Annotated in this window: 19 protein-coding genes and 2 tRNA genes; 6 read left to right on the forward strand and 15 right to left on the reverse strand. The window is 67.8% G+C overall.

From position 1 onward, the window contains the following. Window positions 1-187: 187 nt before the first annotated feature. A complete protein-coding gene (locus ABVN73_RS05765; protein ID WP_353859312.1) occupies window positions 188-1,366 on the forward strand; it encodes a lysozyme inhibitor LprI family protein in 1,179 nt (392 codons plus the stop codon). A 35-nt stretch (window positions 1,367-1,401) separates the two neighbouring features. Here ABVN73_RS05765 and ABVN73_RS05770 read toward each other — a convergent pair whose 3' ends face one another. The 8 genes from ABVN73_RS05770 to ABVN73_RS05805 all read right to left on the reverse strand — a co-directional run bounded on the left by ABVN73_RS05770 (window position 1,402) and on the right by ABVN73_RS05805 (window position 9,547). Beyond that, the gene (locus ABVN73_RS05770) at window positions 1,402-2,202 is read right to left on the reverse strand and encodes an MBL fold metallo-hydrolase (RefSeq protein WP_353859313.1); all 801 of its coding nucleotides are present in this window, start codon (window positions 2,200-2,202) and stop codon (window positions 1,402-1,404) included. Further along, entirely contained in the window at window positions 2,199-2,996 is a 798-nt protein-coding gene (locus ABVN73_RS05775) for a TatD family hydrolase (RefSeq protein ID WP_353859314.1), read from the reverse strand. Before ABVN73_RS05775 ends, ABVN73_RS05770 begins: the two co-directional genes overlap by 4 nt. Before the next feature lie 6 nt (window positions 2,997-3,002). Continuing rightward, window positions 3,003-4,553 (reverse strand): methionine--tRNA ligase, encoded by a 1,551-nt coding sequence (metG, locus tag ABVN73_RS05780; RefSeq protein WP_353859315.1) that lies wholly within the window; start codon window positions 4,551-4,553, stop codon window positions 3,003-3,005. Between the two features lie 73 nt (window positions 4,554-4,626). Beyond that, window positions 4,627-5,745 carry a DNA polymerase III subunit delta' gene (locus ABVN73_RS05785; protein WP_353859316.1) on the reverse strand — a complete coding sequence of 373 codons (1,119 nt, stop codon included), beginning with the start codon at window positions 5,743-5,745 and terminating at the stop codon, window positions 4,627-4,629. Between the two features lies 1 nt (window position 5,746). After that, window positions 5,747-6,379, reverse strand: a complete 633-nt coding sequence (tmk, locus tag ABVN73_RS05790; RefSeq protein WP_353859317.1) for a dTMP kinase — start codon at window positions 6,377-6,379, stop codon at window positions 5,747-5,749. A 70-nt stretch (window positions 6,380-6,449) separates the two neighbouring features. Beyond that, window positions 6,450-7,616, reverse strand: coding sequence for a D-alanyl-D-alanine carboxypeptidase family protein (locus ABVN73_RS05795; RefSeq protein ID WP_353859318.1), 1,167 nt, complete (start codon window positions 7,614-7,616; stop codon window positions 6,450-6,452). 89 nt (window positions 7,617-7,705) lie between these two features. Beyond that, window positions 7,706-8,650 carry a septal ring lytic transglycosylase RlpA family protein gene (locus ABVN73_RS05800; protein WP_353859319.1) on the reverse strand — a complete coding sequence of 315 codons (945 nt, stop codon included), beginning with the start codon at window positions 8,648-8,650 and terminating at the stop codon, window positions 7,706-7,708. A gap of 72 nt (window positions 8,651-8,722) precedes the next feature. Then, window positions 8,723-9,547, reverse strand: coding sequence for a YdcF family protein (locus ABVN73_RS05805; RefSeq protein WP_353859467.1), 825 nt, complete (start codon window positions 9,545-9,547; stop codon window positions 8,723-8,725). 168 nt (window positions 9,548-9,715) lie between these two features. Here ABVN73_RS05805 and ABVN73_RS05810 point away from each other — a divergent pair, with 168 nt between their 5' ends. Further along, window positions 9,716-11,674 carry a HAMP domain-containing methyl-accepting chemotaxis protein gene (locus ABVN73_RS05810; RefSeq protein WP_353859320.1) on the forward strand — a complete coding sequence of 653 codons (1,959 nt, stop codon included), beginning with the start codon at window positions 9,716-9,718 and terminating at the stop codon, window positions 11,672-11,674. A 110-nt stretch (window positions 11,675-11,784) separates the two neighbouring features. Here the strand turns inward: ABVN73_RS05810 and ABVN73_RS05815 are convergent, their stop codons facing one another. The 5 genes from ABVN73_RS05815 to ABVN73_RS05835 all read right to left on the reverse strand — a co-directional run bounded on the left by ABVN73_RS05815 (window position 11,785) and on the right by ABVN73_RS05835 (window position 17,804). Continuing rightward, window positions 11,785-14,436, reverse strand: coding sequence for a valine--tRNA ligase (locus tag ABVN73_RS05815; protein WP_353859321.1), 2,652 nt, complete (start codon window positions 14,434-14,436; stop codon window positions 11,785-11,787). A gap of 56 nt (window positions 14,437-14,492) precedes the next feature. After that, window positions 14,493-15,176 (reverse strand): DUF2497 domain-containing protein, encoded by a 684-nt coding sequence (locus ABVN73_RS05820; RefSeq protein ID WP_353859322.1) that lies wholly within the window; start codon window positions 15,174-15,176, stop codon window positions 14,493-14,495. Window positions 15,177-15,317: 141 nt separating this feature from the next. After that, entirely contained in the window at window positions 15,318-16,709 is a 1,392-nt protein-coding gene (locus ABVN73_RS05825) for a TolC family outer membrane protein (protein WP_353859323.1), read from the reverse strand. Between the two features lie 2 nt (window positions 16,710-16,711). Then, on the reverse strand, window positions 16,712-17,038 hold the full coding sequence (locus ABVN73_RS05830) for a rhodanese-like domain-containing protein (protein WP_353859324.1): 327 nt from the start codon (window positions 17,036-17,038) through the stop codon (window positions 16,712-16,714). A 109-nt stretch (window positions 17,039-17,147) separates the two neighbouring features. Next, a complete protein-coding gene (locus ABVN73_RS05835; protein ID WP_353859325.1) occupies window positions 17,148-17,804 on the reverse strand; it encodes a protein-L-isoaspartate O-methyltransferase in 657 nt (218 codons plus the stop codon). Between the two features lie 217 nt (window positions 17,805-18,021). On the opposite strand from ABVN73_RS05835, the gene ABVN73_RS05840 reads away from it, so the two are divergent. The 3 genes from ABVN73_RS05840 to ABVN73_RS05850 all read left to right on the forward strand — a co-directional run bounded on the left by ABVN73_RS05840 (window position 18,022) and on the right by ABVN73_RS05850 (window position 18,819). Further along, window positions 18,022-18,095 (forward strand) — tRNA-Cys (locus ABVN73_RS05840). Between the two features lie 222 nt (window positions 18,096-18,317). Further along, a tRNA-Asn gene (locus tag ABVN73_RS05845) sits at window positions 18,318-18,393 on the forward strand. Between the two features lie 195 nt (window positions 18,394-18,588). Continuing rightward, entirely contained in the window at window positions 18,589-18,819 is a 231-nt protein-coding gene (locus ABVN73_RS05850) for a hypothetical protein (protein ID WP_353859326.1), read from the forward strand. Window positions 18,820-18,892: 73 nt separating this feature from the next. Here ABVN73_RS05850 and ABVN73_RS05855 read toward each other — a convergent pair whose 3' ends face one another. Both ABVN73_RS05855 and ABVN73_RS05860 read right to left on the reverse strand, forming a co-directional pair. Further along, window positions 18,893-19,132 carry a hypothetical protein gene (locus tag ABVN73_RS05855; protein ID WP_014240444.1) on the reverse strand — a complete coding sequence of 80 codons (240 nt, stop codon included), beginning with the start codon at window positions 19,130-19,132 and terminating at the stop codon, window positions 18,893-18,895. 128 nt (window positions 19,133-19,260) lie between these two features. Beyond that, window positions 19,261-19,437 (reverse strand): hypothetical protein, encoded by a 177-nt coding sequence (locus tag ABVN73_RS05860; protein WP_353859327.1) that lies wholly within the window; start codon window positions 19,435-19,437, stop codon window positions 19,261-19,263. A gap of 189 nt (window positions 19,438-19,626) precedes the next feature. Here ABVN73_RS05860 and ABVN73_RS05865 point away from each other — a divergent pair, with 189 nt between their 5' ends. Further along, window positions 19,627-20,649, forward strand: coding sequence for a S1C family serine protease (locus ABVN73_RS05865; protein WP_353859328.1), 1,023 nt, complete (start codon window positions 19,627-19,629; stop codon window positions 20,647-20,649). The last annotated feature ends 5 nt before the right edge of the window (window positions 20,650-20,654 follow it).

The raw sequence follows: 20,654 nt of genomic DNA on the forward strand, positions 1-20,654 counted from the left end.
AAGGGCAGAGGGTCCCTGCCGCCCAGCCCAAGGTCGATCATATAATCTGTATTATGGAAAATAAGATCGGGAGGAAGAGAGCAGGGCACCAATCCGTCCCTTCCGGCGTTCCGGTCGATGCACTATCGTCTCGCCTCGTTTCCGTGCCCGCTCCCCGTTCCATCCCCGTCGATGAAGGCTGCGCCTTATGCCTCGTTCCTCGTGGCTTTTCGGCCCTATGCTGTCGCTCTGCCTGATCCCCGTTGCCGCCGCAGCCCAGACGCCACCCGATTGCGCCAAGCCGTCCGGTCGAGCCGAGCGCACCATTTGCGCCAGCGCCGATCTGAAGGTCGCCGCCGAGGATATGGCGACGCTCCTGCGCGATACCCTGGGAAACACGCCGGCCGAAGGCCGGGATGCCATCGAGCGTGCGCAGAAGGCGTTTCTGGCGGAGCGTGACGGCCGCTGCGCCGACACGTCCGCCATCCCGGCCTGCCGCGCCTTGTACGAGACGCGCGCCGCCGACCTCGCCACCCGGAATTCGGCGGGCCAGAAGACGCTGGCCACGATTGTCGCGGGCATCCCGAAGGACGCCAAGGCCGCCGCGGCCGCGCTTCAACGCTACAGCGGTGCGCCGGCCAAGGCATGGCTGGTCTATCTTTATCAAAGCGGCGCGGTGCCCGTGCCCGACAAGGACGCCACGGTGCGCCGCCTTGTCGATGAAATCCTGAAGCAGGATCTCCCGAAAGACCCTTACCTCTTTGAAGAGATGGCGAATCTCGGCGACGTCCCGAGCGCGCCGCTGGGCACGGCATTGCTGTTCCTGCGCCACGTCCTGTCGACCACGGAAATGGACGCGCCCTGCTTCCTGTTCACCAAGCATGGGCAACCGGCCTTCGAGGCCTTCGGTGCCTTCTGGGGCAACGCGCGCGACGAGACACCCGGCCTGTGCGCTCCGCCGTCGTCGGTGTTCGATCTGCCGGAATGGAAGGCTGTCTCCGCCCATATCGACCCGGCCATCGAACCGGCCCTGGTGGAGCGTGGCAGCATCCGTCACGGCTATGAGCGCCAGTTCGAGGTCGACGACCTTCAGGCGTCTCTGGTGCCCAGCACGCTTCTGGAAGCGCCGATGTCGGCCGAGGCCAGGAAGATGGCCGAACAGCGCGGAAAGGCCGTGACCGCCTTTCGGTCCTGGGACGACTTCGAGATTTGGCCGGAAAAGGACTATAGCGCGGCCCTGCACGCCCTGCCCGCTGCGATCACTGCAACAGCAAAGCTTTACAGGGAAAAGTTCAAGCTGAATCCACAAACGGCCGATCAGGCGGCCAAGGCCGCCGCGGACCGATTCATCGCCGGGCGGCTGGGCCTCATCATGCCGGATGACTGACCGTCGCCCTGCCCCATCCCGTCACCGAATGGACCTCAAAGCTCGATGACGAGCCCGTCATAGGCGGGCTCGACACCGGCGGGAAGCAACCGGCGGAGCGTGTCGTAATCCATGGTCTGGTCCATGTGCGTCAGGTAGGCCCGCTTGGGACGCACCCGCGCGATCCATTCCAGCGTCAGGGCGAGATGGGCATGGACCGGGTGCGGCGGCTCGATCCGGGCGCAATCGACCACCCACACCTCGACGCCCTCCAACGCCGCGAAGGCGTCTTCATCCAATCTCACAACATCGGTTGAATAGGCAAAGTTATCAAAGCGATAGCCGAGGGTCTTCAAGTAGCCGTGATCTTGCTCGAAGGGCAGGATCCGGTGACCGCGCACCTCAAACGGGCCTTCCACGACACGAGGCGTCAACACCGGGCGGTAAAAGGGATCGCCGGGGCGCAGAGGCTCGAAGCAATAGCCGAAACGCCGTTCCAGTCCAGCCAAGTCATCGGCGCTGCCAAAGGCGTCGATGGGAGCGTGCATGGCGCGGCACAGTTCCCTGAGTTCGTCGATTCCATGGGAATGGTCGGCGTGCTGGTGCGTCCACAGCACGGCGTCGAGCCGTCGCACATCGGCGTTGAGAAGCTGCTGGCGAAGGTCCGGCGAGGTGTCGACCAGGACGCTGACGTCACCGCCCTGCCCGTCCCTCTCCTGCTCCCATTCCACCAGGATGGACGGGCGCAGCCGATGGTTTCTGGGGTTCGACGGGTCACAGGAGCCCCAGCCGAGGCCGATCACGGGGACGCCCCGCGATCCGCCGCAGCCGAGGACCGTGACCCGCTGGCCGGTCATGCGGCCGCCTGTCGGGGCGTCCCGGCGCGGGGGAACAGGCGGAAGAAGTTCTCGGTGGAGATCCGGGCCATCTCCACCGCGTCCACGCCCTTGACCTCGGCGACGCAGGCCGCGGTGTGGGCGACGTAGGCCGGCTCGTTGCGCTTGCCGCGGAACGGCACCGGCGCCAGATAGGGCGCGTCCGTCTCCACCAGAATCCGGTCGAGAGGAACGTCCTTCACGATGGCGCGGAGGTCTTCCGACTTCTTGAAGGTGACGATCCCTGACAGGGAAATGTAAAAGCCGAAATCCAAAGCCTCTTCAGCGAGTTGCCGACCGGAGCTGAAGCAGTGCAGCAGGCCGTTGACCGGCTGGCCGGCGGCCTCCTCGCGGACGATCCGCATGGTGTCGTCGTCGGCGTCGCGGGTGTGCACGATCAGCGGGAGGCCGGTGTCCAGGCTGGCCCGGATGTGCCGGCGGAAGCACTCCTGCTGAACGTCCCGCGGGCTCTTGTCGTAGAAGTAGTCGAGCCCGGTCTCGCCCAGCCCGATCACCTTCGGATGCTTCGACAGTTCGACGAGGCGCTCGACGGTCACCCCGGCGATCTCCTCCGCCGCCTGATGCGGATGCACACCGAGCGAGCATAGGACATCGTCATAGCGCTCGGCGACCGCCAGGATGCGGTCGAAGCGCGACAGGTAGGTGCAGATGGTCACCATCCGCCCCACCCCCGCCTGCCGGGCGCGGTCGACGACCGCGTCCAGCTCCTCGGCGAAATCGGGAAAGTCGAGATGGCAGTGGCTATCGACCAGCATCGTTCGTCAGCTCTTCGCTTCGTCCACGTAGCGCGGGAACACGCCCTGCGGCGTCGGCAGCGGCGTGCCGGGGACCAGCGCCCCGTCCGCCCCCAGCCGGTCGAAGCCGCGGGCCTCCGGCCCCTGCGCCAGCTGGTCCAGGATCTTCGCCGAGGCTTCCGGCATGATCGGCTGGGTCAGGATGGCGAGATGGCGGATGGTCTCGGCCAGCACATACAGCACGGTGGCCATGCGCGCCGGATCGGTCTTCTTCAGCGCCCAGGGCGCCTGCTCGTCGACATAGCGGTTGCCGTCGCCGATCACCGCCCAGATGGCGTCCAGCGCCTTGTGGAAGGCCTGCGCCTGGATCTCCGCCCGGACGAGCGGCAGCAGGTTGCGGGCGGCGCCGAGCAGGGCGTTGTCGGCCTCGGTGAAGGCGCCCGGCTGCGGCACGGCGGCCCCGCAGTTCTTGCCGATCATCGACAGGGAGCGCTGCACGAGGTTCCCGTAATCGTTGGCGAGGTTGCCGTTGATCCGCTGCACCATCTGCTTGTGGGAGAAGTCGCCGTCGTTGCCGAAGGGCACCTCGCGCAGCAGGAAATAGCGGGTCTGGTCCAGGCCGTAGGTGTTGACCAGCGTTTCCGGCGCGATGACGTTGCCCAGCGACTTCGACATCTTCTGGCCTTCGATGGTCCACCAGCCATGAGCGAAGACGCGCTTGGGCGGGGCCAGCTTGGCGGCCATCAGGAAGGCCGGCCAGTAGACCGCGTGGAAGCGCAGGATGTCCTTGCCGACCATGTGCAGGTTGGCCGGCCAGTATTTGGCGTATTCGCCGCCCTCGTCGGGGAAGCCGACCGCGGTGATGTAGTTGGCCAGGGCGTCCAGCCAGACATACATGATGTGGTCGGGGTTGCCCGGCACCGGGATGCCCCATTTGAAGGTGGTGCGGCTGACCGACAGGTCCTTCAGCCCCGACTTGACGAAGGCGACGACCTCGTTGCGCTTGCCGGCGGGGGCGATGAAGTCCGGGTTCTGCTCGTAGAACTCAAGCAGGCGGTCCTGCCAAGCCGACAGGCGGAAGAAATAGGACGGCTCCTCCACCCACTCGCACTCGGCGCCGGTCGGGGCGATCTTCTTGCCCGACGGCGACGTGGTCAGCTCGTCCTCGCCGTAGAAGGCCTCGTCGCGCACCGAGTACCAGCCGGCGTAGCTGCCGAGATAGATCTCGCCGGCCGATTCCAGACGGCGCCACAGCTCCTGCACCGACGCGATGTGCCGCGGCTCGGTGGTGCGGATGAAGTCGTCGTTGGAGAAGTTCATCAGCGACACGAGGTCGCGGAAATTCTTCGACACGCGATCGGTGAACTCCTGCGGCGCGATGCCGGCGTTCATGGCGGATTTCTCCACCTTCTGGCCGTGCTCGTCGGTGCCGGTGAGGAACTTCACGTCATAGCCGTCCAGCCGCATGAAGCGGGCCAGCACGTCGCAGGCGAGCGTGGTGTACGCGTGCCCGATGTGCGGCACGTCGTTCACGTAATAGATCGGAGTCGTGAGGTAGAAGGTCTTCGACCCGGTCATGTCAGAGGCTCTCCCGAGAATGCGCCGGCCCGGCGCGTCGCCGGCCCGGGGTGGGCGTGGTGTGTCGTCCGTGTTAAGTAGCAGCCGCTTCCAGCGTCGCCAAGGCGTTCAGGACCACCTGTTTGCGGTCGAGATTGGCGGATTCCGCACGGGCGAAGTGGCGTTGGACCTTTTCCCACACCTCCACCCAACGTTCAAGGCCGCGGGCGTTGGCCAGACGGGTCATCAGGGCGGCCTCCCCGGCCACCACCTCCGCCGGCCAGGCGCCGCGGGCCAGCGATCGGACGAAGCGGGCCAGCCACCAGACGAGCAGGTCCGTGGCCGTCTCGTACAGCCCGTCGTCCTGCTTGCGGGTCAGCTTGTCGCCGAAGGCGTGGGCGGCGGTGATGTCCAGCCGCGGCAGGGTGCCGAGCAGCCCGATCAGTTCCCGGTACAGGTCGAGCCCGCCGGCCTCGGCCAGACCGATGGCGCGCCCGATGCTGCCCTCCGCCAGCCGAGCGAGCGCTGCCCGGTCCTCGCCGCCGAGGTCAGGACGATGCTGGGCCAACAGGTTGAGGACCGTTTCCTCAGGAAGCGGTTGAAGCGTCAGCTTGCGGCATCGGGAGCGGATGGTCGGCAGCATGCCACCGGGGTTGTCGCTGACCAGAAGCAGCAGAGCACCCGGCGGCGGCTCTTCCAGAATCTTAAGAATAGCGTTCAAGCCGCTGAGATTCATACGATCCGCGCCGTCGATCACGGCCACGCGCCAGCCGCCCTCGGCGGCGGTCTTGCGCAGGAAGGGGCCGATCTTGCGCACGTCGTCCACGGCGATGTCGCGCTTCAGCCGGTCGCGCTTCTCATCGCGCTGGCGCTCCACGGTCAGCAGGTCGGCGTGCCCGCCGGACGCCACCCGGCGGAAGACCGGGGCATCCGGCGGCAGCGCCAGCGAGGCGGGCGGCGGCGGCGCGCCGAACAGGCCGGCGTCCGGCGGCTCAAGCCCCTGGGACAGGACGAAGCGGGCGAAGCGGAAGGCCAGCGTCGCCTTGCCGATCCCCGGCGGGCCGCCGATCAGCCAGGCGTGCGGCAGGCGCCCGGAGTTCCAGGCGTCGAGCAACAGGCGCTCGGCGTCGTCGTGGCCGGTCAGCTCCGGGTTGCGGCGCGGGGCGAGGGCATCCTCCTCCGCGACCGGTTCGGGCGCGCGGGCGCGGCTCACCTCAGGAGGCTCCCAGGCGACGGGTCACATGGTCCAGGATGGCCGCCTGCACCGCTTCGACGGGGTGGCCGGCATCGACGACCACGCAGCGCTCCGGTTCCCGCGCGGCGATGTCGAGGAATCCGTCCCGCAGGCGGTGGTGAAAGGCGACGTCCATGCGCTCGTAGCGATCCTCGCCGCCGCGGCGGGCGGCGGCGCGGGCCAGCCCCTCCTCCACCGGCAGGTCGAGGATCAGGGTCAGGTCGGGGCGGAAGTCGCCCAAGGCGGTGGCCTGGAGCGCGGCGACCAGATCGCGCCCCAGCCCCAATCCATAGCCCTGATAGGCCATGGTGCTGTCGAAGAATCGGTCGCAGATGACCCAGTGCCCGGCCTCCAGCGCCGGCCAGACGGTGCGTTCCAGATGGTCGCGGCGTGCGGCGGTGTGCAGCAGCGCCTCGGTCACCGGACCCCAGCGCCCGGTCTCCCCGGACACCAGAAGGCCGCGGATTTCTTCCGCACCCGGTGAGCCGCCCGGCTCGCGGGTCAGCACGACGCGCTTCCCCCAACCGATCAGCGCGTCGGCGAGCAGGCGGATCTGGGTGGTCTTGCCCGCCCCTTCGCCGCCCTCCAGCGTGATGAACCGCCCGCGCGTCATGGTCTGCTCCCGATGGTGATGAGGCCCGCCGCCTTCCGGATTCCGGCGGTGACGGGCCGGCTTACACCAATCAGCTCGCCCCGAAAATGAGGAACTTCGCCGCCGCCAGGGCGCGGCCCACGAAGCCCAGCTTCTCAACGTCCTGGGCGGCGACCACCGGGAACTCCTTGCCCGGGAAGCCCGGCGCCGACACCACGACCTTGCCGACCACGTCGCCCTTCTTGACCGGGGCGGCGACCGGGGCGTTGCTGACCAGCGACACCTTCATGCCGCTGCGGTCGGCGCGGGCCATGGTGACCTTCATGTCCTCCGGCACGGTGACCGGAACGGTGTCCTGCGCGCCCAGCCACAGCGGCACCTGGTCGACCGTCTCGCCCGCCTTGAACAGGGCGTAGGTGGCGAATTCGCGGAAGCCCCACTCGATCAGCCGGGCCGATTCGTCGGCGCGGGCCTGCATGTTCGGCAGCCCGTTGACCACCAGGATGAGACGGCGCCCTTCCCGCTCCGCCGAGGCGGTCAGGCCGTAGCCGCCGGCCTCGGTGTGGCCGGTCTTCATGCCGTCCACGTCCATGCCGCGGTAGAGCAGCGGGTTGCGGTTGCCCTGGTTGATGCCGTGGTACTTGAACTCCCGGATCGAGTAATAGTGGTAGTATTCCGGGAAATCCTTGATCAGATGCTCGGCCAGGATCGAAAGATCGCGGGCGGTCATGTAATGGTTCTGGTCCGGCCAGCCCGTCGCGTTGGTCAGGTTGGTGTCCTTCAGCCCCAAGTCGCGGGCGCGCTTGGTCATGCGCTCGGCGAAGGCCGATTCGGAGCCGGCCAGACCTTCGGCGAGAACGATGCAGGCGTCGTTGCCCGACTGCACGATCACGCCCTTGATGAGGTCATCCACCTTGATGTTGTTGTGCAGCTCCACGAACATCTTGGAGCCCTGCATCCGCCACGCGCGCTCCGACACCGGCAGCGTGCTCTCCAGCGTCAGCCGGCCCTCCTTGATCGCGTCGAAGACCATGTACATCGTCATGATCTTGCTCATCGAGGACGGCGCCATGCGCTGATCCGGGTTCTTCTCGAACAGCACGGTGTTCGAGGTGATATCGACCAGAATCGCCTGCTTGGCGATGGTTTCGATGCTGGCGGCGTGAGCCACCGGCCCCACCCCCGCCGCGAACAGCGCGACCGCAAGGCCCATGGCGAAACGGGTGCGGGCAACGCGGGTGCGGACGACAGCGACCATGACAACTCCCTTCGAAACGCGGACTGGACAAGACGTGAAACGGAACGAGGCCCGGCATCGGGCCAAGCTTGGACTGAGCTCGGGGGTGATCAATCAACCACGATTTTGGCGTCGGTAAGGCCGGCTTGGAGGATTTGGTTCAAAACGGTGTCGGCGGACTCCACGCTGGCCAACGGCCCCACCCTCACCCGCTGCAGGCGCTGCCGACCGGCGACCGTCTGGGTGACCTGCGCCGGCTGGCCGAGCGAGGCCAGACGGGCGCGCACGCGGGTGACGTTCTCCGGACTGCCGAAGGCGCCGACCTGGACATAGATCTGCTCGTAGGGCTTCACCGGCAGCTCGGCGACCACCGGGGCCGGAACGAAGCGCCCGTCCACCATGTCGCCGGCCACCGTCGCGGGCGGCGGCACCGGGGCGCGGGTGACCGCGGCAGGGGTCGGACGGACGGTGCCGTTGACCTCCACCGAACCGCGCGGCGCGGCCTTCGGCGGCGGGCCGTCCAGCTCCGCCAGCATCGGCGCCGGCGTGCCCTGGCGGGCCGCGGCGGCGACCGCGCGGCTTTCCTCCGCCAGAATCTGCACGCGCACCTTGGCCGTGCCCGTGCCTTCGAACCCAAGCAATTGCGCGCCGCGCCGCGACATGTCGATGATTCGCCCGTTGGCGTAGGGGCCGCGGTCGTTGATGCGAACAACCAGCGACCGGCCGTTGTCGAGATTGGTGACGCGCACGAGGCTTGGCATGGGCAAGGTCTTGTGCGCGGCCGTCAGCTCATTTTGGTCGTAAACCTCGCCATTGGCGGTGACCTTTTGGTGGAATCCCGGACCATACCAGGAGGCGATTCCGGTCTCGCTGTAGGAGTAATCCTCGGCGGGATAATACCAGACGCCGTTCACCTGATAAGGCTTGCCGACCTTGTAGACGCCGCTGCGCGGCAGTCCGGACGGGGATGGCGAGGACGGCGCGGACGCGCAGGCGGCAAGAGTCAGCGCCCCTGCGAGCACGACCGCCCCCCTCAGCATGTGCGCGCGTCGCATGGCCCCACCCCCCTAAATCTGGTGGCGCCACTCTAGCCGAGTTACCTCGCCGCGCCAACCGCGCTGCGCCGCTCAGGAGCCCGCCGACGCTGCGCTGCGCTCATGGGCGGGCGCCGGAAACAGCGTGTCGGTCCGCCCCATCAGGCGGTAGGCGACGAGGCCGATCCACTCGCGGATCGGGTCCTGGAGCGCGTCGATCTGCTTGTCGAACTCGAAGCGGACGAAGGGCCGACCGCCGAAGCGCGTGCGGTAATCGACCGGGTAGGGAATCACCTCCCAGCCGACCTGCCGGAAGATGCCGACCGACCGCGGCATGTGCATGGCCGAAGTCACGAGGACCCAGGTCTCCCCCGGTTTCGGCCGGACGAGCCGCTGGCTGAACAGGGCGTTTTCCCAAGTGTTGCGGGACTCGTTCTCGTAAGTCACGTGGTCCGGATCGATGCCGACCTGCCGCAGCGCGCCGCGGACGGCGATGTCCTCGCGCAGGTCCAGGGCGTCCTGCCCGGCCAGCCGCCCCGAGCCGCCGGTGAAGACCGCGTGGGCCTGGGGGTAGCGGCGGATCAGCTCGGCGAAGCCCAGGACACGCTCCGCCGCGTCGTTGACGGACGGCTCGCCGCGGTCGCGGGTGATCGGCGGGTTCACCGCCCCGCCCAGCATGATGATGCCGTCCACCCGGTCCGGCAGGTCGGGGCGGGGAAAGCGCTCCTCCAGCGGCAGCGCGACCCACGAGGCGATCGGCGTGACCATGACGATGACGAAGCCGACGGTGACCGCCACGACCAGCCGCCGCCCCCAATGAGCGAGACGGCGGGTGAACAGCAGCGCCGTCCCGGCGGTGAGGATGAGCACGAGCAGATTGCCCGGCGACACCAGGAGCCACAGCAGCTTCGACAGCACGAAGGACAACAGCCGACCTCCCCTTTTGATTTTCCGCGGTTTCTAGATACGGACGTTCACCATGATTGCCCAGAGGCGACGGCGCGGTAACGAATCCGCCATCAATCCGTAACAGCGGCGTCTTCGGCGGCGGGTAAGGTCCGCGGCGCAACCAAGGATTTACCGCATATGCTGTCGAACATTTCCATCGGCACGCGAATCGCGCTGCTGGTCGCCGCGTCCGTGGTCACCTTGGGCCTTCTGGGCGGGACCGTCACGGTCGGCGCCCAGCGCATGTTCGAGGCGACCGCCGAACTGGACCAGTTCCGCGACGCCTACGAGCACACCGCCGCCGTGGAGCGCCGGGCCAGCCGTCTGCGCTTCCAGGCGCTGCGCTTCGTGGCCGACCGCGACGAGACGGCGGCCGAGTCTTTTGCGAGGAACGCGGAGGAAGCCTCCCGCCTGCTGGACAACCTCAAGGAACGCGGCGCGGAACGCCTGCCGCCGGAGGAACTGGACAACCTGTCGCAGGGCATCGGCACGCTGAAGGAGCGCTTCTCGTCGGTCGTCGCGCGGGCGAAGGAGCTGGGTTTGTCCGACGACAGCGGCCTGCGCGGCGTCCTGCGCGCCTCGGCCCGCGCCATCGAGGACGAGTTGAAGCAGTGGCCGAACGCCGACAAGCTGACCGGACGCATGGAGTCCATGCGGAAAATGGAGAAGGACTTCATCATCTACAGCGATGAATCGCTGCTGTCCGGCCACCGCAAGGCCTTCAACGAATTCACCTTCTTCCTGGCCGATTCGGGCTTGGACACGGCGACCCAGACCAGGCTGGAGAAGCAGGCCCGCACCTACCGCACCGACCTCGGCCGCTTCGTGGACGCCACCAAGGCCTTCCGGGCCGAGGTGCAGACCTTCAACGACGCGTTCCAGGCGATGGTGCCGCGTTTCGAAGCCCTTCTGGAGTCGGCCAACGCCGGCATGGCCGGCGCGGTGGAAACCCAGAACCGGGTGCGCGGCGAGGTGATCGCCAACGTGCTCCAGGTCGGCTCCGTCCTGCTGGCCGGTTTCGCGGTGATCAGCCTGCTCGTCGCCCGCAGCATCACACGACCGTTGCGCCTGATCGAGGGCGTGATGGAGCGGCTGGCCGGCGGCGACCGGACGGCCACCGTCCCGGAAACCGGGCGGCGCGACGAGATCGGCGCGATGGCCCGCGCCGTCAGCGTGTTCAAGGAGAATCTTCAGCGCACGCATGAGCTGGAGCAGGAGTCGCGCCGGGCCGAGCGGCGGGCCGAGGAGGAGCGGGAGAACGCGCTGCGCGCCATCGCCCATGACTTCGATTCGGCGTTCGGGCGCGTGCTCCACACCGTCAGCCACGCCGCCGACCAGATCCGCAACGGCGCCCATATCCTGCGCGATACCGCGGAGAAGATGAAGGAGCAGGCGCTCGACACGTCGGAGAAGGCGGAGCAGACCTCCGAGGTGGTCGGCATCGTCAACAGCGTGTCGCGCACCCTCTCCGCCTCCATCGGGGAGATCGGCGGGCGGGTGACCACCTCCAGCACCGCGATCCGCCGCGCCGTGGAACACGCCCGGCAGAGCGACGCGGCGGTGGCCGCTCTGGCCGACAGCTCGCAGCGGATCGGGGAGATCGTCCGGTTGATCAACGACATCGCCGGGCAGACCAACCTGCTGGCCCTGAACGCCACCATCGAGGCCGCCCGTGCCGGAGAGGCCGGCAAGGGCTTCGCCGTCGTCGCGTCGGAGGTGAAGGTGCTGGCCAACCAGACCGCCAAGGCGACCGAGGACATCGCCGGTCAGGTCGGCGCCATCCAGGAGGCCACCGGCTCCGTCGTCGAGGCGATCCGGGCCATCCGGACCACCGTGGAGGAGGTCGCCCACCTGTCGGAGGACGTGTCCGCCGCGGTGCGCGACCAGCTCGAACAGACCGAGGAGATCGTCGGCGCGGTGGGCCGGGCCAACGACAACACCCACGAGGTGACCGAGAGCGTCAGCACCATGGCGATCACCGCCGCGGAGACCGGCAAGTCGGCCATCGAGATGATCTACTCCGCCGCCCAGCTCGCCGACGAACTCCGGCAGCTCGAAGCCGACGCCGACCGCTTCGTGTCCTCGATCAAGATCTGAGGCGACGGCCGGTCCGACGGTCTTCGGACAAGCCAGCGGTCTTCGGACAAAAAGAGAGGGCAGGCGCCGAAGCCCCTGCCCTCTCTTGTTTTCCAGCCCGGATCCCGGCCTTACGCGGCCAGCATCTCCAGCGCCTTCTGCAGCTTGTCGCGGGCCTGCTCCGCGGTGTCGCGGCGGTCGCGCTGCTCCTCGATCACCTCTTCCGGCGCCTTGGCGACGAACTGCTCGTTCGACAGTTTGGCGTCGATCTTCTTGATCTCGCCGGACAGCTTCTCGATCTCCTTGGTCAGGCGCGCCCGCTCCTTGTCGAGGTCGACGATGCCTTCCAGCGGCAGGATCAGCGTGGCCTCGTCCAGCACGGCCTGAACGGCGCTCTTCGGCACCGGGCCGGACAGCGGCTCGGCGCTGGCCAGACGGCCCATGCGCAGGATCAGGTCGCGGTGCGTGTCCAGCCGCTTCAGGCTCTCCGGACCGGCGTCCTTCAGCTTCAGCTCGATCTGCGCCGCGGGCGGCACGTTCATCTCCGACCGCATGGACCGGACCGAGGAGATGGCGCGCACCACCCAATCCATCTCGTCACGGGCGGCGGGGTCGATCAGCTCCGCGCCATGCTCCGGCCAGCGGGCGGAGATCAGGCGGTTCGCCCGGTCGGCGGACAGCTGTTCCCACAGCTCCTCGGTGATGAAGGGCATCAGCGGGTGGAGCATGTGCAGGATCTCGTCCAGCACCCAGGCAGTGGTCGCCCGCGTCTCGGCGATGGCGGCCTCATCCGAACCGTTCAGGATCGGCTTGGTGAACTCCAGGTACCAGTCGCAGAAGGTGCCCCAGGTGAAGGCGTAGGCGGTGTTGGCGGCCTCGTTGAACTTGTAGGCGTCGATGGACTCGCCGACCTTCTTCGCCGCCTCCGCCAGGGCGCCGACGATCCAGCGGTTGACCGTCTGGGTCAGCCCGACCGGCTTGAAGCCGGGGACCGGCGCCACCCCGTTCATCTGGGTGTAGCGCGCGGCGTTCCACAGCTTCGTCGCGAAGTTGCGGTATCCCTCGACGCGGCTGACCGCCAGCTTGATGTCGCGGCCCTGGGCGGCCATGGCCGTCAGGGTGAAGCGCAGCGCGTCGGTGCCGTACTGGTCGATCAGGTCCAGCGGGTCGATGACGTTGCCCTTGGACTTCGACATCTTCTGGCCCTTCTCGTCGCGGACCAGGGCGTGGATGTAGACCGTCCGGAAGGGCACGTCCTTCATGAAGTGCAGGCCCATCATCATCATCCGGGCGACCCAGAAGAAGATGATGTCGAAGCCCGTCACCAGCACGTCGGTCGGGTAATAGCGCGCCAACTCCGGAGTCTGGTCCGGCCAGCCCAGCGTGGAGAAGGGCCACAGGGCCGACGAGAACCAGGTGTCCAGCACGTCCTGGTCGCGGGTCAGCGCCACATCCTCGCCGTAGTGGGCCTTGGCCGCGGCGATGGCCGCCTCCTCGGTCTCCTCGACGAAGAAATGGCCGTCCGGGCCGTACCAGGCGGGAATCTGATGGCCCCACCAGATCTGGCGGCTGATGCACCAGGGCTGGATGTTGCGCATCCATTCGAAATAGGTGTTCTCCCACTGCTTGGGAACGAACACGGTCTTGCCGGTTTCCACGGCCTCGATGGCCGGCTTGGCGAGCGTGGCGGCGTCGACGTACCACTGGTCGGTCAGCCAGGGCTCGATGGCGACGCCGGAGCGGTCGCCGTGCGGCACCATGTGGGTGTGCGGCTCGATCTTCTCCAGAAGGCCCAACGCCTCCAGCTCGGCCACGACCTTCTTGCGCGCCTCGTAGCGGTCGAGCCCGCGGTAGGCCTCGGGGACCTCGTCGCCGGTGATGCGGGCGTCGCGGTCCATGATGTTGATGGCCGCGAGGTTGTTGCGCCGTCCGACCTCGAAGTCGTTGAAGTCGTGGGCCGGGGTGATCTTCACGGCACCCGAGCCGGTCTCCGGATCGGCGTACTCGTCGCCGACGATCGGAATCCGCCGGCCGACCAGCGGCAGGACGACGTTCTTGCCGATCAGGTCCTTGTAGCGCTCATCGTCCGGATGCACGGCGACGCCGGTGTCGCCCAGCATCGTCTCGGGGCGCGTGGTGGCGACCACGATGAAGCGGTCCGCCTCGCCCTCGATCGGGTAGCGGAAGTGCCAGAGGTTGCCCTTGATCTCCTTCTGCTCGACTTCGAGGTCGGAGATGGCGGTGTGCAGCTTGGGGTCCCAGTTGACCAGCCGCTTGTCCTTGTAGATCAGGCCCTGCTTGTGCAGTTCCACGAACACCTTGCGGACGGCGCGGCTCAGCCCCTCGTCCATGGTGAAGCGCTCGCGCGGCCAGTCGGGCGAGGCGCCCAGCCGGCGCAGCTGCCGGGTGATGGTGCCGCCCGATTCGGCCTTCCACTCCCACACCTTGTCGATGAAGGCCTCGCGGCCGAAGTCGTGGCGCGTCTTGCCTTCCTTGGCGAGGTTCCGCTCCACGACCATCTGGGTCGCGATGCCGGCGTGGTCGGTGCCCGGCTGCCACAGGGCGTCGCGCCCGCGCATCCGGTTGTAGCGGGTCAGAACGTCCTGGAGCGTGAAGGTCAGCGCGTGGCCCATGTGCAGGCTGCCGGTCACGTTCGGCGGCGGCATCATGATGGTGTAGGGCTTGCCGTTCGACTCGGTCTTCGCCGCGAACGCGCCCGACTCTTCCCACAGCCGGTAGTGCTTTTCCTCGACCTCGGCGGGCCGGTACGTCTTTTCCAACATCACCAGGAACTTTCGCTTACGAATTCAAACGGAATGCGTGGCGGGCGTGGCGCCGCTCAGAATTTCTGGGACCGCCGGATCATCCGGTCGATTTCCTGCTGGACCAGCCGTTCGACGATGGTCGGCAGGTTCTCGTCCAACCATTCCTTCAGCAACGGCTTCAACAGCTCGCGGACGACCTCCTCCACGGTGCGCACACCGACGGGCATCGGGCCGATGGACAGGTCGTCGCCGAGCTGGCGCGCCAGATGCGTGAAGTGGTGGGACGATTCCTCGGCCACCCGGCGGGAGATCAGCCCGTTGTCCAGATCCGACGGGCGGATGCGCGGCCGCGGCGGGGGCGGCTCGTCATCGTCGAAATCGTCAAAAGCCGGCGCCGGACGCTTCGCCGCCTGACGCGGCGGCGGGGGCGGCGGTTCGGGGTCCGGGTCGTGGAACGGCGGCTCCGGGTCGGCCATGCCGCCGAAGGCCGGCTCGTCGCGCCACGGATCGGGCTCCGGCTCGTCGGGTTCGTTCCGCCCGTCGTCCTGGAGCATCTGGGTGAGTTCCAGAACATCGTCGTCGTCCTCCTCCATGGGCGGCGGCGGCGGTGGGGGCGGCGGTGGCGGAGGAGGTGGTGGCGGGGGCGGCGGAGGGGGCGCCGCTTCCGCCTTCGCGGGTTCGCCATCCTCCGAGATGATGCGGCGGATGGAGGCGAGGATCTCCTCCATCGACGGTTCTTGCTGGCCTTTATCGCTCATCGTGGCAAACCCGGAGACGTCATCCTGACGCGGACACTAGGGCAGGACTGGGTAAAAAGCCACCAGACAAAAACGGCCCGCCGAGGCGGGCCGTTTCGATCATCTGGGGGCGATCACCCAGGAAGCGGCGTTCAAGTGCGGTCACTCCGGCACGCCGGTTCCGATCCACTTGTTGCGCACCTGCTTGTAGTGCGTATCGGCGTCGTAATACTGGACCGGCAGGTTGAGCTGCCGCGCCGTCAACTGGCCGATGGCGCCGAGGACCGTGAAGGCCTGGACCATCTCGGTCCGCTGGGCGCGGACAAGGTTGACGCGGGCGTTCAGCAGTTCCTGCTCCTGGTTCAGCACGTCGAGCACGGTGCGCGAGCCGACCTGGGCCTCCTGCCGCACGCCTTCCAGCGCGATTTCGGCGGCCCGGATCTGGGAGTTGTAGGACTCGATGCTCGCCCGCGCGGCCTGCAGCCCCTGCCACGCGCTGATCGCCGCCTCCACCGCCTGGCGGCGGGTGTCGTCGATCTGCAGGCGGGCCTGATTCGCCGTGTGCTTCGCCTCGCGGGTCAGCGCTTCCGGCAGGCCGGCCTGATAGAGCGGGATGGTGATCTGCGCGGTCAGCTGGGCGCCGTCCTGCCGCTTGATGTCGATGCCCGACGAACGGCCGGCGTCGATGGTGCGGTTGGCCTGCGCCGACAGGTTGGCCGACGGGAGCAGGCGGCCGAACTGCTGGTCCACCGCCTCGCGCTGCGCCGCTTCCGTGTAGGTGGCCGACAACACCGACGGGTTGTTGGAGCGGGCCATCTCGACGACCTCGTCCAACGTCCCCGGCAGCTTGAACTTCGGCTTCGGAGCCTTCAGCTTGCCGGGCATCGAGCCGACAACCCGTTCATAGGTCGCGCGCGACGCCTGGAGCGTGCCCTCGGCGGAGATGCGCGCGGCGATGGATGCGGCCAGGCGGGATTCGGACTGGCTGACGTCGGTGCGGGTGTATTCGCCGACGCGGAAGCGGTCGCGGGCTGCGTCGAGCTGGCGGCGCAGGACCTGCTCGTTGTTGGCCTGAAGCTCCAGCACCGCCTGGTTCTGCACGACGTCCAGGTAGGCCGCCGCGGCGTTCAGCAGGATCTGCTGCTCGTTGGCGAGCACGGTGGCGCGCTGGGCTTCGACGGTGCGCTCGGCGCGGCGGACGGCCGGGCCTACGGTCGCGTCGTAGAGCGGCTGGGTGGCGGTGACGCCGACGCTCTTGGCGTTGTTTTCGGAACCGGTTTCACCGCCCTGAAAGGTGCTGTTCGTGGCGTTGCGGGTGATGCCCGCCGTCGCCCGCACCGTCGGCCGGTATCCGGACAGGGCCTGCGGGACGGTCTCGTCCACGGCGCGTTGGCGGGCGCGCTGGGCGGCGAGCGCCGGATTGTTGGAATAGGCCTGCGCTAGCGCGTCTTCGAGGGATTGGGCCGACGCGGTGTCGATGCCCCCGACGAAGGCAACCCCCAGCGTGAGGGCGGTCGCCATCAAATGGCGCGCGAAACGGCTTCGCACAGTCATGTTCAATAGACCTTCATGTTCGGGTCGATTCGGCGCGCCCAGGCATCCACCCCGCCATTCAGATTGGTGGCGCGGGAAAACCCCTGGGAACGCAACCACATGGTCACCTGCGCGCTGCGCCCGCCGTGGTGGCAGACGACCACGATGTCGCGGTCCCGCGGCAACTCCCCGACGCGGGCGGGCAGCGCCCCCATCGGAATGTGGAGACTGTCGGGAAGGGCGCAGATGGCCACCTCCCCCGCTTCCCGTACGTCAAGCACCAGCGGATCGCCGCCCGATGTCCGGATGCGATCGAGGTCTTCGACTTCCATATCAAACGGCGCCGGCATGCCTTGATTCTCCGCTGCGGGCCGCGGAACGGCGGCCGGTGAAAGGCAAGGTGACAGGCTGGGGGGCGGTCGACAGGGGCCGGAGCCCCTGGGATCACTCACTCTTGGATCAGAATACGAATTTCGGCTTGGCTTCGAAACCGGGCAGCGGGTGCGTGTGCGCCTCGAACAGCGTGCGGGCCGAGGTGACGCCGCCGCTGCGCTGGAAGAGCTTCACCTCGCCGACCCCGCGGTCGCCCATGACGGTGGTGACCAGGCGTCCGCCTTCGGTCAGCTGGCCCAGAATGCCCTCCGGCACCTCCGCCACCAGGCCTTCGATCACGATCACGTCGTAAGGGGCCTGCTGCGGATAGCCCTCGGCCAGGGGCGCCGATATGATGACGACGTTGTCGGCGCCGACGGCGGTCAACGATTCCGTGGCCTGACGGGCCAGATCGGCATCGGACTCGATGCCGACGACGGTCGCGGCGAGGCGGGCCAGGACGGCGGTCGAGTAGCCGGAGCCGCTGCCGATGTCGAGCACGACGTCGGTCTCGTCGACCCCCACCTCCTGGAGCATGCGGGCGAAGACCATCGGCTCCATCAGATAGCGGCCTTTGCCGATGGCGAGATCCTCGTCCACATAGGCAATGCCGCGCGCCGCCTTCGGCACGAACTGTTCACGGGGAATGTCGAGCATGGCGTCGACCAGACGCTGGTCGGTCACCTTGTTCGGTCGGATCTGCCCTTCGACCATGTTGAGGCGGGCGGCGGCGTATTCGGACATGGCGGTCGCTTACAATCTGGTGGACGGAGCGCGGCACCAAGCCGTGTTGCGCGGCCTCGCTGCCTTGTCGCGTATATATCTTCAAAGTCTCACGAACACAACGCCGCACCGGTTTGTCGGAAAACGCGATAAAGACGCTTGACCGCCTGTGGGAACGGCAGTATACGTCCGCTCCCACGCCGCGGCGCTCCCGCTAGGGGGTGCCGGACGCAAGGATGGCGCGGTGGCAGAGTGGTGATGCAGCGGACTGCAAATCCGTGTACGTGGGTTCGATTCCCGCCCGTGCCTCCATCCTTGATGCGGCTGAGAGATCAGCAAAATCAAAGCGTTCCAAAAGCATCGCGCCTGAACGGCCCGGTGCTTTTTGCGTTTTCCGCATCGCGGGAAGCGCCGATCCCCTGCCCTGCCCGGACGGTCGATTTTTTGCCATCAAAAGACTTGGCAAGCGCCTGAGGGTCCGCTATATAGCCGCCCACGCCGGACGTTGCGCCTCGCAAGGGCCGGTCAGACTGATCCCGGTTAGCTCAGTCGGTAGAGCAGCGGACTGTTAATCCGCGTGTCGCTGGTTCGAGTCCAGCACCGGGAGCCACTTCGATGAAAAGGCCGAGTCCTCGCGGGCTCGGCCTTTTCTCATAGCGGAATTCCGCGCCATCGCTTCCGGCATCATCCGAAGGAATGGGCGTTCCGACCGAAGGCTTGATGTGCCCGCCGGCCCCACGGCGTTACACTGACGTCGGTTACAGTTCGAGTCGGGATTGCGCCTGTTCATCGGTGGAGGCGACCCATGATGAATCTCCCACCCCTCTCGCGGCCACTCACCTCCCACAACGATCCTTCGCGGCCCGGCGGACGGCAGGATGGCGACGGGTGGATCGGCGCGGTGGCCGTCATCGTCCTGTCCATGGCCCTGGCCGTTGCCCTGCTCGGCGTCGATTGGCATCGGATGCTGGTCCGCGGGGAATCGGTGCTGCCGGAAAACCAGCGCTCCATGGTGGTCACGCCCATGCCCCGCTGAACCGCCGTCCAAGCGGCGGTGCGTTGGTCCGATGACCGGCCGGGCCAACGCCCCATCGCTTGGGCCTGCCCGTCTATCGGGGTTGCGGGTCGTCGTAGATCAGGCGGTTGTCCGCGGCCTCGCCGGCCGGGTCACCGATGTCGCGTTTCCACTCGCCGCACCAGTCGGTGGAGAGGGTGATCGGAAAGCGCCCTTCCGTGTCGCGCGGCGTCACCTGCGGCGGAAAGCGGCGGCACAGGCCCTTCGGTCCCCTTTGGCGGATGCCCTGCCCTTCCCAGAACAGGCAGGTGTAGCAATTGTCGATTCGCTTCATCGTGGGGACGCGCTCCTTCCTTCAACGGCGGCGTCCCGGTCCGGCGGCCCGGCCCGGGAGCGGCGGCAGTGTCGGTCAGCCGCCCCCTCCGCGTCGATCAAGAAATGCGCGCCCCGAAGGGTGGAGCGTCACTCGTGCCGCGGCTTGCCCTTGCGCATGTCGTCGGAATGCTGGGCGTAGAAGGCTTTGATATCCGCATCCAGTTCGAGCTTCCGGCGCTCGCCGGACGAACCGGCCGGCTCGTCGGCGAGACGCTGAAACTCCGCCACCGCCTGTTCGAGTTCGCGTTCGTTGTTGATGGGCATCGGTCCCTTCCTTCGTCGTGTCGCTGCCATGGGTAACGTCGCGCGGACGGTGGAGGTTTCACCGCTCCCACAGCGAACGCCGGTCGCATCGGAGAGGCCCTTGATGGTTGCGCGGCGGCCCTCATGTTTAATTCGGGGATCGAGCTATCCGGCGTCCCGCCCGACTCGACTCCGGCAAGGGAGGGAAGCATGACGGGTCGCTGGCGCCGCATCCCCTGGACAACCGCCTTCCATGCCAGTGTCCTTGCCGCCGTCATGGCGGCGCTTCTTCCCCTGAGCGCGGTGCGGGCGGACCAGCTCGACGCGGCGAAGCTGGCGGGGGCCTTGGTCCGCATCTCCGCCACGATCCTGCCCGACAGCCAGAGCGCCCGTTCGCTCGGCACGGAGCGTGAGGGAACCGGCGTCGTCATCGACGGCTCCGGCCTGATCCTGACCATCGGCTACACGATTCTGGAGGCCTCGCAGCTTCAGGTCACCACCGGCGAAGGGCGCGGCTACCCGGCTGAGTTCGTGGCCTATGATCAGGCCAGCGGATTCGGTCTGCTGCGCGCCGGCATGGGCTTCAGCGCCGCTCCGGTCCGGCTCGGCGATTCCGACGCGATCAAGGAGGGGGAGCGCGCCATGGTGCTCACCCGGCAGGGGTCCACCGGGGTGCAGCCGGTGCTGATCGCCGCCAAACGCGAGTTCGCCGGCTACTGGGAATATCTGCTGGACGAGGCGATCTTCACGACGCCGCCGATCATGGGCTTCAACGGCGCCGCCCTGATCGACCGCAAGGGCGAACTGGTCGGGATCGGCTCGCTGATCGTGCGCGACGCGGTGCCGGCCCATGGCGGCATCCCCGGCAACATGTTCGTTCCGGTCTCCGCCCTGAAGCCGATCCTGGCCGATCTGCTGGCCTTCGGGCGGCGGCAGGAGCCGGCGCGGCCCTGGCTGGGCGTCACGCTGCGCGAGGAGCAGGGCCGCCTGATGGTCGAGCGGGTCACCCCGCAGAGCCCGGCCGCGACCGTGGGAATCCAGCCGGGTGACATGATCGTCGGGGTCGCCGGCCAGAGGCCGAAGGGGCTGGCGGACTTCTATCGGAAGGTCTGGGATCTCGGCCCCGCCGGCGTCACCGTGCCGTTGGAGCTTCTGCGCGGCCCAAAGCTGGAGCCGGTCGCCGTTCCCTCCGCCGACCGTTACAGCACGCTGAAGCTGAACCCGACCTTCTGAGAGGC

Source organism: Azospirillum formosense (assembly GCF_040500525.1).
Classification (GTDB): Bacteria; Pseudomonadota; Alphaproteobacteria; order Azospirillales; family Azospirillaceae; genus Azospirillum; species Azospirillum formosense_A.